We start from the raw sequence: 15,401 nt of genomic DNA on the forward strand, positions 1-15,401 counted from the left end.
AACGTGCGTATCGAAAGGGTGGAGAGTGTACAGAACGAGATCGAAGAACACAGAAGGGATCAGAGTTTTTCGGAGAAATCGAACTTTCTTGAAGAAGACAGCCGAGAAGATGGAACGGTTCTGGAGCGCATCATCTTCGTGGATGGAAAACGAAGAAGTTTCGTGTGGATAGAAACCGATGAAGGATTCAGAGGAGTGTTCGCCGAACTCTGTGTGGGGGCTGTTGTGTGGGAAAAAGATAGGGGAACGTTTCCTCTTTTTTCACCACAGTCTCCGCCGGTTGTTGAAAAGGTGCTGGGATTTTCCCAGAACTTCCCGGAAGAAGGATACGTTGAGGTGGAGGGAAGTGTCTTTAAGATAGTAAAAGGTGGAAGAGAAGCAATGGAATCGGTGGATTCCCATCTTAGGGAACTGGAAATCCAGGAGGTCAGAAAACACCTTCAAAGTGGCACTCTCGTTGTAAAGGACGGACCTGCTGTTTCGGAATTGCCGTTCAGAGAAGGTACTGGCCCAGTCGGTCTTGTGAAAAACGTAAACACAACGGATCTGAGAAGAGAGGATTTCAGGAAACTTCGCTCCCTCAGAAGGGGAGAGAGAAGCCAGATGTTCGTTGTGGGGACCGGTACCATGAAGAAGGTAGGAACATATGTGAAACTCGTTGACGGTGAAGGAACGAAGGGGTTGATCAGACTGGAAGCATACGTTGAAGATGACACACAGATTCCTTCTTTGAAAAAGACCTTCGATGATCTTGCAGCCACTCTACCTCACCTCACAGCGGACCTTCCCATTCCAAGACTCCCAGAGAACATCCTTCCGATCCAGTTTCTAGAGGAGAGTCTCTCCCGTTATCTCACGGACAAACACTACATGAACACGAAACTGTTCGCGTATTTGAGAATCGGGAGATGAAAAAGTGGAGGGTATATTCCAGTTCGACACGAAGGCTGATCGTGTTCCATCTGCTGTTCTTGCCTACGTAGGAGATGCCGTTCTGGAACTCGTGTTTCGCCTGAGATTCGCTGGAAACTACAGAATCTCCACTATACACGAGAGGGTGAAAGAATGGACGTCGAAGCATGGGCAGGCACGGATGTTAGAATCTCTCTGGAACTTTTTGACCGAAGAAGAACGGGAAGTTGTGAAAAGAGCGATGAACTCAAAGGCTGCCAAAAGGTATGGAAACGATCCACTTTACAGGAAAAGCACGGGGTTCGAAGCGCTCGTTGGCTATCTTTTCCTGAAGAGAGATTTTCAGCGAATTCAACAACTTCTGGCGGTGATGGACGTTGAGGGTGTACGGAAGGAAGATACTGGAGGAAGCACTCAGAAACAACGTTCCGATAAAGAAAGTTTTCTTTCAGAAGATGAAAAATCCAGGTAATTACTTTCTGTCTCTGATAAAACAGGTCGAAGAGAGGGGCATAAAATATTCCTTTGAGTCAGAGGAGAATTTAAGAAGGCTTTCAGGAACGAAGAAACATCAGGGAGTGGTTTTCGATATACAGGAATACAGGTACTCCTCCGTGGAAGAGATTCTGGAGTCGAAAACGTCCCCCCTGATAGTGATACTCGATCAGGTTCAGGATCCGCACAATCTGGGAGCCATCGTCAGGACCTCCGTTGGTGCTGGTGCAAGCGGTATCATCATTCCGAAAGACAAATCCGTGAAGGTGACAGAGACGGTGGTTAAAGTTTCTGCGGGAACAGTCTTCAGAGCAAAGATAGCGATCGTGACGAATCTTGCAAGAACAATAGAGGAACTCAAAGAGAAGGGGGTTTGGGTCTATGCCTCCGACGTGAACGGAACACCCATCTACGAAGAGGACTTCACACTTCCAACCGCTTTTGTCTTCGGAAACGAAGGAGAGGGCATCAGAAGACTCGTGAAAGAAAAATGTGACAGAGTGCTGACCATCCCCATGGAAAGCGACATAGATTCTCTGAACGTTTCGGTGAGTGTGGGAATCGTCCTTTTCGAAGCAGTGAGGCAGAGGAGGATGAAGCGTGCTGAGTGAAATAGATCTCTTCATTCTGGATATGGATGGAACGTTCTACCTCGATGACTCCCTCCTTCCCGGTGCGGTAGAGTTTTTGGAAACCCTGAAAGCAAGAGGGAAAAAAGCAGTGTTTTTTACCAACAACTCTTCCCTTGGGTCTTCCGATTATGTAGAAAAACTGAGGAAAATGGGTGTTGACGTATCGGACGACTCTGTGATCACCTCAGGTGAGGTGACGGCAGAGTACATGTTGAGAAAGTACGGACCAAGCAGAATCTTTCTTCTGGGAACTCCCCAGTTGCAAAGGGTTTTCGAAGAATACGGACATCTTGTGGTGGACGAAGATCCTGACTTTGTGGTTCTCGGTTTCGACAAGACCCTCACGTACGAAAAACTCAAGAAAGCCTGTATATTTCTGAGATCCGGGAAAGAATACATAGCCACCCATCCGGATGTGAACTGTCCTTCGAAGGAAGGACCCATTCCGGATGCCGGTAGCATCATGGCGGCCATAGAAGCCTCGACCGGAAGAAGGCCGGGTGTCATAGTGGGAAAGCCGAACCCACTGGTGGTTGAGGTGATATCAAGGAAATTCAACGTTCCAAAAGAAAAGATGGCGATGGTCGGAGACAGACTCTACACCGACATAAAACTTGGGAAGAACGCCGGTATAGTCTCCATACTCGTTCTCACGGGAGAGACCATCCTGGAAGATCTGAAGTCTGCCAGCATAAAACCCGACTTTGTGTTCGAAAACCTGAAAGAACTATGCGAGGCTATCCAGTAGTTTCATCTCTTCCTCTGTCAGATTTATCTTCGTTGCCTCCAGGTTCTCCCTGAGGTGTTCCGCTCTGCCCGCCTTTGGTATGGCGACAACACCTGGCTTTGCGAGAAGCCACGCCAGCATGATCTGAAACACGGTGGCGTTGTGGTTTTTCGCTACATTCTCAAGGGCAGTTTTCACCTTCTCCGAGAGGAGGGTTCTTCTCAGAGGCGAGTAGGCAACCAGCGTTATGCCGTTTTTCTGACAGAACTCCAGAAGGCCGTCTTTTTCTGGTTCTCTGTCTTCGATGTTGTACTTGACCTGATCACAGACGATGGGTTCTTCCGATTTGTTGATCGCCTCTTCCAGGAGTTTTCTGTCAAAATTGGAAACACCGATGTATCTGATGAGGCCCTGTCTCACCCCTTCTGCCATTGCGGACAGAGTTTCCTCGAGTGGAACTTCAGGATTTGGCCAGTGGATGAGGTAAAGATCCACGTAATCTGTGTCGAGACGTTTCAAGGTGCTCTCCAGGGATCTCAAAAGATCGTCCCTTCTCAAGTGAGTTGGCCACACCTTCGACACTATGAACAGATCTTCCCTTTTGAATTCTTTGATCGCCTTTCCTATGAGTTCCTCCGTGTGTCCTCCTCCGTAGTACTCGGCGGTGTCTATGTGTGTGTATCCCATCCTTATCGCCGTTTTGAGAAGTTCTACCATCTCCTCGTCTCTCGAGTAATCCGGAGTTTCAAATCCACCTATTCCCCACGTACCAAGCCCAAGGGCGGGTATTTTCTCTCCTGTTCTTCCAAGTTTTTTGTATATCATTCTCAACGCCTCCTGAATTAGTCTGATATTATTATAACTCATTCTCTGGGAAACGGTGATAGAATTCAAACAAAATCGATGGGAGGTGAAGAAATGATAGATCTTCGTTCTGACACAGTCACAAAACCTACAGAAGAGATGAGAAAAGCGATGGCTCAGGCCGAAGTAGGAGACGATGTGTACGGGGAAGATCCCACAGTCAACGAACTGGAGAAACTTGCAGCGAAGATCTTCGGAAAGGAAGATGCTCTTTTCGTGCCATCTGGCACCATGGGAAACCAGGTCAGCATCATGGCACACACTCAAAGAGGCGATGAGGTGATACTCGAGGCAAACAGTCACATCTTCTGGTACGAAGTTGGAGCCATGGCAGTTCTTTCAGGTGTCATGCCCCATCCCGTTGCCGGGAAAAACGGTGTTATGAACCCTGCCGATGTGAAGAGAGCCATAAGACCTGAAAACATCCACTTTCCCAGAACCTCTCTTATCACCATCGAAAACACACACAACCGCTCCGGTGGCAGGGTAATACCCCTTGAGAATATGAAAGAGATCTACTCGATAGCCAAAGAATTCGGAATAAACGTCCATGTGGATGGTGCAAGAATCTTCAACGCTTCTGTTGCCTCCGGAATTTCTGTGAAGGAATACGCCAGGTATGCCGATTCCGTCATGTTCTGTCTCTCCAAAGGACTGTGTGCACCCGTTGGATCGGTAGTGGTCGGTGATAGCGAATTCATAAAAAAGGCAAGGAAGGCAAGAAAGATGCTCGGTGGCGGAATGAGGCAGGCGGGTGTTCTTGCCGCCGCCGGGATAATCGCCCTCACAAAGATGGTCGATCGTCTGAGAGAAGATCATGAGAACGCCAGATTCCTCGCCACGAAATTGAAGGAGATTGGATACCAGATAAGCCCTGAAGATGTAGAAACCAACATGGTGATCCTGAGAACCAGCAACCTGAGGGTGAACGCTTCCATGTTTCTGAAAGAACTCGAGGAAAACGGTGTTCTGGCATCCGTTCTGTCTAACACGGAGATCAGACTGGTGACACACAAGGACGTCTCAAGATCGCAGATAGAAGATGCTCTGAACGTTTTTGAAAAACTCTTCAGAAAACTCTCCTGACACGAAAAAATTTCACGTTTTTTTCACGATCGAGGCGATAAGATGAAACCGAAGACCTTAAAGAGGAGGTGGTAGCATGAAGAAGTTCCTTGTGGTGATGATGGTTCTTGTGGTGGCCATGGGACTCTTCGCGGCGGGCAGAGGTTTTGGCGGATACCCCATGGGTCCCGGATTCGACAGACAACCCCTGATGTATGAAAGAGAGAACTGTTTTGGCTACGGTGTGCCGGAGTATCACATGAGAACTGAGAGAGGTTTCAACTATGGCCTTGGATTGAGGATCAGAGACGAAGAACAGTTGAAACTCGCATTCAAAACAAGAGTGGCAGAAGCGATAGACCAGTTGAATCTGAGCGATGATCAGTTGAAAGAACTCTACGACATCGTCAAAGAGGCAAAAGAAAAGATCGACTCCCTGGAAGAGAAACTGGCACAACTGCGCGAAGAGTACTACAACGCACTGGTGAAAAGAGATACAGAAACAGCAGAGGACCTTCAGGATCAGATATGGGACCTGAAAGATGAGATCAGCGACACCTACAGAGACTTTGTAAGAAAGGTGGATGACATCATAACAGTTGACCAGTACAGAAGACTGGGAGGACTTGAAAGAATGCTCTTTGTTCTCCTCACAGACGAAGGGTTCGAGGTACTTCAGGATATGGTTCAGGAGTGAATCTTTTTCCCCACCGCCCGGCGGGCCCCGCAAGGGGCCTGTTTTTCTTTTTTTGGTGTAATGTTGATGAATTTTGATCTTGATGTTTCTATATGGTAATATTCCTATGGAACATTCCTTAAAAATGCTTGTAACATTTGGATAAAAAAGGGGTGGTAGGTTGTACAGAATTCTCGGCATAAATCCCGGATCGAGTTCCACAAAGATCGCCGTGTTCGAAGACGAAAGAAAGGTGTGTGAAGAGAGGATCTACCACAGTCTGGAGGAACTGAATGATTTCAAAAGAGTGATGGATCAAGAATCATTGCGAAGAGGTGCTGTTGAGAAATTCCTGAAAGATAACAACTACAGAATAGAAGATTTCGATGCCATCGCTGCTCGTGGAGGCATTCTTGAACCGGTGCCCGGTGGCACCTATGTGGTGGACGATCATATGGTGGATTACCTTTTGAATCGCTCTCCGGTGGATCATGTTTCAAACCTGGCTGCCGTCATTGGGTACAGGTTGGGCAAACCGTATGGAATACCCTGCTTTGTTGTTGACCCTGTTTCCGTGGACGAAATGTGCGATGAGGCCAGATTCTCCGGGATCCCCGAAATCGAAAGAAAGAGTTACTCTCATGCACTGAACATCAAAGCCGTGGCACGAAAGGTAGCAAAAGAAATAGGAAAGTCCTTTGAAGAAGCTAAGATGGTGGTTGTCCATCTTGGAAGTGGTATCTCTGTGGGTGCACTGAAGAATGGTCGGATGATAGATGTGAACAACGCCAACGATGAAGGTCCATTCAGTGTAGAACGAACGGGAGAACTTCCCGTTGGGGACGTGGTGAAAACAGCCTACTCCGCTAAATACTCTGCGGAGGATCTGAAGTGGAAATTCACCAAAAACGGTGGTTTGATCTCCTACCTTGGTACAAGAAACCTGAAAGAAGCGATAAGGATGACGAAACGCTCATTTAAAGCACGATTGGTTATCGAAGCCATGGCATACCAGATAGCAAAGGAAATTGGAGGAATGTGTGCCGTTCTTGGAGAAAAGCCAGACGCCATAGTGATAACAGGTGGAATGGCCTTAGAGAAAAGATTTGTGGACACGATAGTTGATCACGTTTCAAGTTTTGGAACGGTGAAAGTAATACCAGGAGATATGGAGATGGAGGCCCTCGCATTTGGAGTTCTGAGGGTCCTCCGAGGGGAAGAAAAAGCCAGAGATTATCGGGAGGCTAGAACAAAAAGATGAGAACCTTTTCAGAAATCATTGAAGCGGTCCACTCACGAGCACGTGGAATGAAACTCGCCGTAGCAGCGTCTCATGATGAAGAGACCATGAGAGCCGTTTTGAGAGCTAAAGAAATGAAAATAGTGGAACCCGTGCTTTTTGGAAACAAAGAAAAGATAAAAACCCTTGCAAACTCAATGAATTTGATGCTCGATGTGGAGATGATCAACGCAGAAGATTCCATCGAAGCATCCAGAATGGCTGTGGAAAGCGTTGCAAAGGGCGATGCAGACATCTTGATGAAGGGAATGGTAAAAACGAGTGATCTGATGTCTATCTTCCTCAGAAAAGAGTACAAACTCAGAACCGAAAGGATTCTTTCCGCCGTGAGTGTTCATGAGGTTTCCACCTATCACAAGCTACTGATTGTCTCTGACGGAGGAATGGTCATCTCACCGAATCTTCAACAAAGATTAGACATCGTGGAAAACGCCGTTCTTGTTGCTCATACCCTTGGAATAGAAAAACCAAGGGTTGCTCTTCTTGGAACAGGAAAAGAAGATTCTTTGACAGCCGAGATTGCCATTCTGTCGAAAATGTTTCAGCGGAGAAGCGACTGCATCGTCGATGGACCGTTCACCCTGGATGCTGCAATCAGCAAAGAAACGGGTTTTTCAGATGTTCTGATCGTTCCACACATAGAAGCTGGAAACATCCTCAGTAAAGCACTCGTACATTTTTCTCATAGCAGAACCGCCATCGTTGTTGTTGGGGGTAGAGTGCCAATCATCCTCACATCCCGGGCGGATGGAGAGGAAACTAGATTTTTTTCGATCGTTCTTGGAGTGCTGATAGCCCAGAATGAGGTGAAATCGAATGTTTAGAATACTCGTTATAAATCCTGGTTCCACTTCCACGAAGGTGGCGATATTCGAAAATGAAAACATGGTGAATATGAAAAGCATCGTACATACACCCGAAGAGATTGGAAAGTATCGAAGGATTGTCGATCAACTGAAGTTTCGAGAAAGTTTGGTGAGAGAATTTGTTGAGGATTCTGGTTATTCTCTCTCCTCTTTTTCGGCTTTCGTTGGTCGTGGTGGTCTTGTAGATCCTGTTCCAGGTGGAATCTACATAGTAGACAGCCTGATGATTGAAACTTTGAAATCGGGAAAAAACGGCGAACACGCTTCGAACTTGGGAGCACTCATAGCGTACGATCTTTCACTTGAAACAGGTGCTCCCGCTTACATCGTTGATCCTGTTGTGATCGATGAGATGGAAGAAGTCGCCCGTGTCAGTGGACATCCTGACTATCAGAGAAAGTCAATCTTTCATGCGCTCAACCAGAAAGCTGTTGCAAGAGAAATGGCAAAGACTGTTGGAAAAAAATACGAAGAATTGAACCTCGTTGTTGTTCACATGGGCGGAGGAATCTCGATTGCCGCCCATCGTAAAGGAAGGATCATCGATGTGAACAACGCACTGGATGGCGAGGGGCCTTTCACACCCGAAAGAAGCGGCACACTCCCTCTGACACAGCTCATCGATCTGTGCTTCAGTGGGAAATTCTCCTATGAAGAGATGAAAAGGCGCATTGTAGGAAACGGAGGGCTCGTAGCCTACCTTGGAACCAACGATGCCAGAGAGGTAGTAAAGCGGATCAAAGAAGGTGACAGGTGGGCAGAAAGGGTTTACAGAGCAATGGCGTATCAGATAGTCAAGTGGATTGGAAAGATGGCTGCCGCTTTGAAAGGAGATGTAGACTTCATTATTCTCACAGGAGGTCTTGCCCATGAAAGTGAGTTTCTCGTTCCCTGGATAAAAGAGAAAGTGAGTTTCATAGCACAAGTTTTGGTATTTCCTGGAAGCAACGAGGAAAAGGCACTCGCTCTTTCAGCACTCAGGGTTCTGAAAGGAGAAGAGAGAGCAAAAAACTACTCAGAAGAGGCAAGAAAATGGAAAGAAAAGTACAATTCCTACCTCGAGCTTGTCCAATCGAAAAAATCTTCTTGAGAGAATCGGGGGGTGAAAGGATGAGAGGATACATAATGATCGATTCGGAAAGATGTAAAGGCTGTGGTCTGTGCATCAATGTCTGTCCAGTCAAAGTGATAGGTTTTTCCAAAAAGTACAACTCTAAAGGTTACCACCCTGCCGAATACAAAGGAGAAGGTTGCATAGCGTGCGGACTGTGCTATCTCAGTTGTCCAGATGTCTGTATCACGGTCTTCCGTGATGTCAAGAAGAAGGAGAAGATGAAAGTTTGAGGAGTGATAGTATGAAAAAGATCATGATGAAAGGCAACGAAGCGATAGCAGAGTCAGCCATAAGGGCGGGTTGTAGACTCTACTTTGCTTATCCCATCACACCTCAGAGTGAAATAGCCGAATACATGGCAAAAAGGCTTCCAGAAGTGGGAGGAGTTTTCCTTCAAACAGAGAGTGAAGTGGCAACCGTGAATATGGTGTACGGAGCTGCTTGTACGGGAAAGCGTGTTATGACCTCAACGTCTTCTCCCGGTTTCAGTTTGATGCAGGAAGGAATATCGTACATAGCCGGTGCAGAACTACCATGTGTTTTTGTCAATGTAGTCCGCGGTGGACCGGGACTTGGTAACATTCAGCCTTCCCAGGGCGACTATTTTCAGGCGGTGAAAGGAGGAGGGCACGGAGATTACAGACTCATTGTTCTGGCTCCTTCAACGGTTCAGGAAGCCGTCGATCTGACACAACTTGCTTTTGACCTCGCTGACGAATACAGAAACCCCGTTCTTGTTCTGGCGGATGGAATGATAGGCCAGATGATGGAGCCGGTGGAGCTGCCGCCAGTGAGAGATCTGTCTACTTTACCTGATCACTCAGACTGGGCATTGACGGGTGCTAAAAACAGAGAACCTCACAGAATAGCTGCTTTCAACATAGATCCAGTTGGACTTGAACAGATGAACATACGATATCAGGAAAAATACAGGCGTATTGAAGACAAAGAACAGCGATGGGAGGAGTACAGAGCAGACGATGTTGAATATCTGATGGTAGGATACGGAACCGTCGGTAGGATTTTAAAGAGCGTTGTGGACGAATTGAGAGAGGAAAAACTACCGGTGGGACTGTTCAGACCAGTAACTCTCTGGCCCTTCCCTCAAAAAAGGTTGGGTGAGATCTCAGAAAGGGTGAAATGTATCTTCGTGGTGGAGATGAGTTCCGGGCAGATGGTGGAGGACGTCAAGCTTTCGGTGAACGGAAAAGTTCCCGTCTATTTCTATGGACGGATGGGCGGGATCGTTCCAACACCCGAAGAGATATGTCTTGCCTTCAAGGAGGTGATACGATGAAAGTCATATTCGAAAGGCCAAAATCTCTGAACGACAAAGAGTTCACTTACTGCCCTGGCTGTCACCACGGAATAATTCATCGTCTGATAGCCGAAGTGATAGACGAACTGAACATACAGGACAGAACCATAATGGTTGCCCCTGTGGGATGTTCTGTTTTTGCCTACGAATTCTTCGATGTGGATGGAACCGTGGCCCCACATGGAAGAGCCCTTGCGGTGGCAACTGGTATTAAGAAAGCGTTGCCAGATAGCGTGGTCTTCACCTATCAGGGTGATGGAGACCTCGCGTCCATAGGCATAGCCGAAACCATCCATGCAGCCAATCGGGGAGAAAAACTGACAACGATATTCGTGAACAACGCGGTGTACGGTATGACCGGAGGTCAGATGGCTCCAACGACACTGTTGGGACAAAAAACCACCACGAGTCCACGTGGAAGGAACGTGGAAAATGAAGGATTTCCGCTCCATGTTTCCGAACTTCTGAGTACGATCCCGGGTGTTGCATACCTTGAACGCACCGCCGTCAGTTCTCCTCGAGACATTCTGAACACAAAAAAAGCCATAAAAAAGGCGTTTCTTGCCCAATTGAAGGGTCTTGGGTTTGGACTTGTGGAAGTGTTGAGTACATGCCCAACCAACTGGAAAATGACACCTGTGGAGGCTCAGAAGTGGCTTTTAGAAAACATGACAAAAGAGTTTCCTCCAAGGCTTTTCATAGATAAGGTGGGGGATTAATATGGGATATCACGCTATGGTGATAGCGGGATTTGGTGGACAAGGGATTATGCTTGCGGGGCAAATCGTAGCCATGGCGGCCGTCATTGAAGGAAAAAACGCCACATGGCTTCCTTCCTACGGTCCGGAGATGAGAGGAGGTACGGCAAACTGCACGGTCATCGTCGATGAAAAGCCTATCAATTCACCTGTTGTTGATCATCCCACGGAAGTGATTGCGATGAATTTTCCATCGATGATGAAGTTCGGTCCAAAATTGAGGCAGGGGGGAATTCTTTTTGTGAATTCATCTATAGTCGAACACGTTCTGGAAAGGGACGATATTGAGATAGTAGAAATTCCTGCAAACGAGATAGCAGAAAAACTCGGAAGTGTAAAAGCAGCGAACATGGTAATGATTGGAGCCCTTCTAGAACTGACAAAAGTGGTGAGCTTTGAGGCCGTCAGAGAAGCTCTCGGTGAGAAAATCACTAGGCAGGATCTTTTGGAGATAGATCTGATGGCGCTTTCGAAGGGAAGAGAGTACATAAGAAAATCACATTGTGGGTCCTCTTGACAAGGTATCCCTTTTCTGAGAAAATAATATTCGGTCCAGGGGACGTGGTGCAGCCCGGTTAGCATGCCGGTCTGTCACACCGGTGGTCGCGGGTTCAAATCCCGTCGTCCCCGCCAGACAACAAAAGGGGCTCAATGCCCCTTTTTCTTTTTCAACACCTCTCTGACCTTGAAGAGCTCATCACGCAAGGCAGCTGCATCTTCGTATCTCAGTTCACTTGCTGCTCTGTACATCTCTTCTTCCAGAAGGCTCATGTACTCCTCCAGAGAGAGACTTTCTTTCATAGAAAAGATATTCTTGAGTGTATCACCGTACTTGGCAGGTTCTTCTTTCACCATGAACTGTTCGAACACCTCTATCTCAAGCGGTTTCACTATGGAGCGTGGTGTGATACCGTGTTTTTTGTTGTATTCAAGTTGTATCCTCCTTCTTCTGTTCGTCTCTTCGATCGCTCTCTTCATGGCGTTCGTTATTCTGTCAGCGTACATGATTACCTTCCCATTCACGTTCCTTGCGGTTCTTCCAATTATCTGTATGAGAGTTGTTTCAGACCGAAGAAATCCTTCCACATCAGCGTCCATGATGGCAACAAGAGAAACTTCGGGAAGATCGAGCCCCTCTCTCAAAAGATTCACCCCAACCACAACGTCTACATCACCGCGCCTCAGTTTTTTCAAGACTTCAACTCTTTCTATCGCATCCAATTCAGAATGAAGATACAGGGACTTTATACCGAGTTCTGTGAGATGTTCGCTCAGAAGCTCTGCTGTTTTTTTGGTGAGAACCGTCACAAGAGCCCTTTCTCCCCTCTGTTTCACCTTCACTATCTCGTTTATGAGGTCGTCCACCTGCCCTTTAGTGGGACGAACCTCCACCTCTGGGTCGACGAGGCCAGTTGGTCTTATGATCTGTTCGACCACCTGTTCAGAAACAGAAAGTTCAAAATCTCCCGGTGTGGCTGAGACGAACACGATCTGCCCCACCTTCTTCAGAAACTCTTCGAAAGTGAGTGGTCTGTTGTCGTAGGCAGAGGGAAGACGAAATCCATACTCCACAAGGTTTTTCTTTCTGGATCTGTCACCGTTGTACATTGCTCTGAGCTGAGGTACCGTAATGTGAGACTCGTCTATGAAGACCACGAAATCATCGTCGAAATAGTCCAGGAGTGTGTAGGGTGGCTCTCCCGGTTTTCTTCCATCGAAGTGTCTAGAGTAGTTTTCTATGCCAGGACAGTATCCCATGGTTTCAAGAAGTTCTATGTCGTTCAGTGTTCTTTGCTTCAATCTTTCGTATTCAAGTAGTTTTCCCTGCTTTTTGAGTTCAGCGAGTCTTTCTCTGAGTTCTTCCTTTATCGATTTAATAGCTCTTTTCAGTTTCTCTTCGGTCGTCACAAACTCCACAGCAGGATAGATGATGATTTTGTCGAGTCTTTCAATGGTTGTTCGATTAAAGCGATCTATCAGAGAAATAGAGTCTATCTCATCGCCGAAAAATTCTATGCGTATACCTTCATCTTGATAGGTAGGATATATCTCCAGCGTATCACCTCTTATTCTGAAACATCCAGAAAGAGATACGTCTTCGGTTCTCTGATATCCTATCTTTGCAAGTTTTTCCGCAAGTTCGAAAACATCCACTTTATCTTCCACAGAGAGTTTTATATTCATCTTGTCGAAATCGTTTGGATCCCCCGTGGCGTAAATACACGAGACACTTGCAACGACAATCACATCTCTTCTGGTTCTGACCGATTTCAGGGTGGACATGCGCATCCTCACGATCACATCGTTTATATCGGCGTTCTTTTCTATGTAGAGATCTTTGGTGGGTATGTAAGCCTCCGGCTGATAGTAGTCGTAGTAACTGATGAAGAACTCCACCCTGTTTTCGGGAAAGAAGGTTTTGAACTCCTGGTACAGTTGAGCGGCGAGGGTCTTGTTTGGAGAGATCACAAGTGTTGGCCTGTTCACACGCGCTATCACGTTGGCCATGGTGAAGGTCTTTCCGCTTCCTGTAACACCAAGAAGTGTCTGGAACCTCATTCCTCTGTTCAATCCTTCCACCAGTTTCTCTATTGCCTGTGGCTGATCACCGGTGGGCTCAAATTCACTCACCAGCTTGAACACAATTTTTTCCTCCTTGAAAACTTTTTAACATCTCAATAATGGTAGAATCTCAGAAGATGGTTGAAAACATTTCCACACATTATTATGACTCAAATCGGAGGAGGTGAGGTTTAACAATGGAAAGATTCCCTTACGAAAAGCTTCCAGAAAGCGAACTCAAAGAATTGAAGGAACTTGGAAGACTCTGCCGTGGAGATATCCTGAAGATGACCTACATCGCAAACTCCGGACATCCCGGTGGGTCCATGTCCTCCATCGACCTGTATCTCACCGTTTTCAAATACGCAAAACTGAAACCTGCCGATGATCCCGCAAGGGATAGGATCGTGATCAGCCACGGACACACCTCTCCCGGCGTCTACGCTGCGATGGCTCGTCTTGGTTTTGTCGACCTCGATGAGGTTCTCACGGGATTCAGACATCCCGCTTCTGTGTTCGAAGGACACGTGACCCGTGGAGTAGGAATAGTCGACTGGACCACAGGAAATCTCGGCCAGGGTCTTTCAGCCGGACTCGGGTTTGCCCTGGCATCTAGGTTCACAGGAAGAGATTACCACGTTTTCGTTCTGATGAGTGATGCTGAGCAGGCAAAGGGACAGGTGGCAGAAGCAAGAAGGGTAGCGAAAAAATACGGTGTCACAAACCTCACCGTGATCATCGACTACAATGACGCCCAGATCAGTGGACGAGCCAGGGATGTCATGCCCGTGAACATAAAGGAAAATTATCTGGCAGACGGCTGGAGAGTAATCGAAATTGACGGTCACGATTACGAACAAATCTACCTTGCCTTGAAAGAAGCGGTTGAAGATGAATTGAATCCAGTTGCCATTCTCGCAAAGACGGTTATGGGAAAGGGCGTCTCCTTCATGGAGAACGAGGTCAAATACCACGGAAAACCTCTGAACAGAGAAGAACTGGAGAAGGCCCTTTCAGAACTCGGCATCGAAAACGACGTAGATGTTTACATAGAAAAGAGAAAGAAACTTCCTGTGGAAAAGCACAGAAAAGTTCACAAAACCTACCCTGTGAAGATCGATACGGGAGATCCCATCACCTACACCGAACCTCTCGACAACAGAAGCGCCTTTGGAAAAGCACTTCTCGATCTGGTGAAGAAGAACGCAGACAACTCTGACGCCACGCCCATCGTTGCTGTGGACTGTGACCTCAAAGGTTCAGTGAAACTGGATCTTCTGGACAAAGAATTTCCAGAAAGGGTTCTAGAAGTTGGTGTTCAGGAACACAACGCCGCTGCTATGGCGGGAGCGCTTTCTGCAGAGGGTGTGATCACATTCTTTGCAGACTTCGGTGTATTTGGAATCTCCGAGACCTACAATCAGCACAGGCTGAACGCCATAAACGGAACAAATCTGAAGGTCGTCGTCACGCACTGTGGTCTCAACGTGGGAGAAGACGGAAAGACTCACCATGGGCTCGATTACATCTCCGGTCCCATGAACTGGTACGGCTTCAAGGTGATCGTTCCCGGAGATCCGAACCAGACGGACAGAGCGGTAAGATACGCCGCAAAAGAATACGGAAACTTCGTGATCGCCATGGGAAGATCAAAACTTCCCATCGTTCTGGATGAAAACGGAAAACCCTTCTTCGGAGAGGATTACACCTTCGAGTACGGAAAGATCGACGTTGTGAGGGAAGGAAGCGATGCTGTGATCGTAACGTACGGATCCACTCTCCATCTTGCGGTGGAAGCAGCCGACGATCTCAGAAAAGAAGGTATCAGAGTCTCTGTGTTGAATGTATCCTGTCCTGTGGATCTTGACATAGAGACACTGAAGGTGCTCGATGGAAAACCCGTTCTCGTGGTGGAGGATCATAACGTCCTCACTGGACTTGGAAGTTATCTTGGAACGGTGCTTCTTGAGAATGGAATCCTGCCGAAAAAATACGTCAGGGTCGGTGTTCCAGAGTTCGCCGTATCCGGAGATTACAAACTCCTCTACAAACTCTACGGTCTGGACAAGGAAGGCATCGTTTCAAGGCTCAAAGAAATGCTCTGAAAACATC

At 47.2% G+C, this 15,401-nt stretch carries 16 protein-coding genes and 1 tRNA gene; 15 read left to right on the top strand and 2 right to left on the bottom strand.

Features of this window, described 5'->3' with window-relative positions; all coding sequences use genetic code 11:
- Positions 1-3 precede the first annotated feature (3 nt).
- From AS006_RS08110 to AS006_RS08125, 4 genes are read left to right on the top strand one after another with little or no spacing between them, the layout of a single operon-like run.
- Positions 4-912, top strand: a complete 909-nt coding sequence (locus AS006_RS08110) for a DNA double-strand break repair nuclease NurA (protein ID WP_233185701.1) — start codon at positions 4-6, stop codon at positions 910-912.
- A gap of 4 nt (positions 913-916) precedes the next feature.
- Positions 917-1,384 (top strand): Mini-ribonuclease 3, encoded by a 468-nt coding sequence (locus tag AS006_RS08115; protein ID WP_101513856.1) that lies wholly within the window; start codon positions 917-919, stop codon positions 1,382-1,384.
- Positions 1,290-2,018, top strand: coding sequence for a 23S rRNA (guanosine(2251)-2'-O)-methyltransferase RlmB (rlmB, locus tag AS006_RS08120; protein ID WP_101513857.1), 729 nt, complete (start codon positions 1,290-1,292; stop codon positions 2,016-2,018). Before AS006_RS08115 ends, rlmB begins: the two co-directional genes overlap by 95 nt.
- Positions 2,008-2,787 carry an HAD-IIA family hydrolase gene (locus AS006_RS08125; protein WP_101513858.1) on the top strand — a complete coding sequence of 260 codons (780 nt, stop codon included), beginning with the start codon at positions 2,008-2,010 and terminating at the stop codon, positions 2,785-2,787. The genes rlmB and AS006_RS08125 overlap by 11 nt, the downstream gene beginning before the upstream one ends.
- On the opposite strand, the gene AS006_RS08130 is transcribed toward AS006_RS08125, so the two are convergent.
- Entirely contained in the window at positions 2,767-3,591 is an 825-nt protein-coding gene (locus AS006_RS08130; protein ID WP_101513859.1) for an aldo/keto reductase, read from the bottom strand. The genes AS006_RS08125 and AS006_RS08130 overlap by 21 nt on opposite strands.
- Before the next feature lie 93 nt (positions 3,592-3,684).
- Between AS006_RS08130 and ltaE the strand changes: the two genes are divergently transcribed.
- From ltaE to AS006_RS08180, 10 genes are all read left to right on the top strand, one after another.
- Complete coding sequence (gene ltaE / locus AS006_RS08135; RefSeq protein ID WP_101513860.1) at positions 3,685-4,716, top strand: low-specificity L-threonine aldolase; 1,032 nt, start codon at positions 3,685-3,687, stop codon at positions 4,714-4,716.
- Positions 4,717-4,792: 76 nt separating this feature from the next.
- On the top strand, positions 4,793-5,392 hold the full coding sequence (locus AS006_RS08140) for a hypothetical protein (RefSeq protein ID WP_101513861.1): 600 nt from the start codon (positions 4,793-4,795) through the stop codon (positions 5,390-5,392).
- A gap of 160 nt (positions 5,393-5,552) precedes the next feature.
- Positions 5,553-6,632 (top strand): butyrate kinase, encoded by a 1,080-nt coding sequence (gene buk, locus AS006_RS08145; RefSeq protein ID WP_101513862.1) that lies wholly within the window; start codon positions 5,553-5,555, stop codon positions 6,630-6,632.
- On the top strand, positions 6,629-7,495 hold the full coding sequence (locus AS006_RS08150; protein WP_101513863.1) for a phosphate acyltransferase: 867 nt from the start codon (positions 6,629-6,631) through the stop codon (positions 7,493-7,495). The genes buk (AS006_RS08145) and AS006_RS08150 overlap by 4 nt, the downstream gene beginning before the upstream one ends.
- The gene (gene buk / locus AS006_RS08155; protein WP_101513864.1) at positions 7,488-8,627 is read left to right on the top strand and encodes a butyrate kinase; all 1,140 of its coding nucleotides are present in this window, start codon (positions 7,488-7,490) and stop codon (positions 8,625-8,627) included. Before AS006_RS08150 ends, buk (AS006_RS08155) begins: the two co-directional genes overlap by 8 nt.
- 20 nt (positions 8,628-8,647) lie before the next feature.
- Positions 8,648-8,881, top strand: a complete 234-nt coding sequence (locus tag AS006_RS08160; protein ID WP_199167539.1) for a ferredoxin family protein — start codon at positions 8,648-8,650, stop codon at positions 8,879-8,881.
- Positions 8,882-8,892: 11 nt separating this feature from the next.
- Positions 8,893-9,948 carry a 3-methyl-2-oxobutanoate dehydrogenase subunit VorB gene (locus AS006_RS08165; protein ID WP_101513866.1) on the top strand — a complete coding sequence of 352 codons (1,056 nt, stop codon included), beginning with the start codon at positions 8,893-8,895 and terminating at the stop codon, positions 9,946-9,948.
- Positions 9,945-10,688 (top strand): thiamine pyrophosphate-dependent enzyme, encoded by a 744-nt coding sequence (locus tag AS006_RS08170; RefSeq protein WP_101513867.1) that lies wholly within the window; start codon positions 9,945-9,947, stop codon positions 10,686-10,688. Before AS006_RS08165 ends, AS006_RS08170 begins: the two co-directional genes overlap by 4 nt.
- Position 10,689: 1 nt before the next feature.
- Positions 10,690-11,244 (top strand): 2-oxoacid:acceptor oxidoreductase family protein, encoded by a 555-nt coding sequence (locus tag AS006_RS08175; protein ID WP_101513868.1) that lies wholly within the window; start codon positions 10,690-10,692, stop codon positions 11,242-11,244.
- Positions 11,245-11,282: 38 nt separating this feature from the next.
- Positions 11,283-11,360 (top strand) — tRNA-Asp (locus AS006_RS08180).
- Positions 11,361-11,375: 15 nt separating this feature from the next.
- Here AS006_RS08180 and uvrB read toward each other — a convergent pair.
- Complete coding sequence (uvrB, locus tag AS006_RS08185; protein WP_101513869.1) at positions 11,376-13,370, bottom strand: excinuclease ABC subunit UvrB; 1,995 nt, start codon at positions 13,368-13,370, stop codon at positions 11,376-11,378.
- 116 nt (positions 13,371-13,486) lie between these two features.
- Between uvrB and AS006_RS08190 the strand changes: the two genes are divergently transcribed.
- Positions 13,487-15,394, top strand: coding sequence for a transketolase (locus tag AS006_RS08190; protein ID WP_101513870.1), 1,908 nt, complete (start codon positions 13,487-13,489; stop codon positions 15,392-15,394).
- Positions 15,395-15,401: the final 7 nt, after the last annotated feature.

It is taken from the genome of Thermotoga sp. SG1, assembly GCF_002865985.1.
Taxonomy (GTDB): domain Bacteria; phylum Thermotogota; class Thermotogae; order Thermotogales; family Thermotogaceae; genus Thermotoga.